This is a genomic window from Bacillus sp. LR--39 (genome assembly GCF_053613335.1).
Window position 1 is genome coordinate 1 of record NZ_JBSIOT010000371.1, and the last position, 1,024, is coordinate 1,024.

The 1,024-nt window shown below is 43.1% G+C and carries 1 protein-coding gene; it reads left to right on the plus strand.

The genetic code is table 11. From position 1 onward, the window contains the following. Positions 1 to 289 precede the first annotated feature (289 nt). A partial coding sequence (locus ACWHAR_RS23335) for a LacI family DNA-binding transcriptional regulator (RefSeq protein WP_452087983.1) occupies positions 290 to 1,024 on the plus strand: 735 nt, incomplete at its 3' end.

Genomic DNA, 1,024 nt, shown 5'->3' on the forward strand with positions numbered 1-1,024 from the left:
ATTCTCTAACATAATTAAACATTTTCTGGGATGATAGTCTTTTCTGTTTCTCCCCATTTACAGGTCTAAACGCATGACTTTGAAACAATTTTAATAAAACTTAATATTTGTTCAAGAAATCTTCATCCATATTTGTGAAGACTTTGTCAAAAAAAGAGTGAAAACCTTAAATTTTTCAATTATATATACAATTTACAATTAGATTTCTTTTGATATTTTTATTGCTAACTTCGGATTGTTCATGATAATCTATCTATGTAAACGGTTACATAAACAAGGAGGAGCTGTTTTGGCTACAATTAAAGATGTCGCCGGAGCGGCGGGCGTTTCAGTTGCGACGGTTTCCCGCGTCCTGAATGATAACGGCTATGTACACGAAGAAACGCGAACGCGTGTCATAGCGGCGATGGCGAAGCTGAACTATTACCCGAATGAAGTCGCCAGATCTCTATATAAAAGAGAATCCCGACTGATCGGACTTTTGCTCCCGGATATCACAAACCCTTTCTTCCCCCAGCTTGCCCGCGGTGCGGAGGATGAATTGAACCGGGAAGGCTATCGCCTTATTTTCGGCAACAGTGACGAGGAATTGAAAAAAGAACTTGAATACCTTCAAACCTTTAAGCAAAATCATGTCGCAGGCATTATTGCCGCAACGAATTACCCGGATCTCGAGGAATACAGCGGCATGAATTATCCAGTTGTTTTTCTGGACAGAACGCTTGAAGGGGCTCCTTCTGTGTCCAGTGACGGCTATACAGGAGGAAAGTTAGCCGCCCAGGCTATCATTCACGGAAAAAGCCAGCGCATTACGCTCTTGAGAGGACCCGCTCACCTGCCGACCGCTCAAGACCGATTTAACGGCGCTTTGGAAATCTTAAAGCAGGCTGAAGTTGATTTTCAGGTCATTGAGACAGCTTCATTTTCAATTAAAGATGCACAATCGATGGCGAAGGAGCTGTTTGCCGCTTATCCAGCGACAGATGGTGTGATCGCGAGTAATGATATTCAAGCCGCTGCCGTT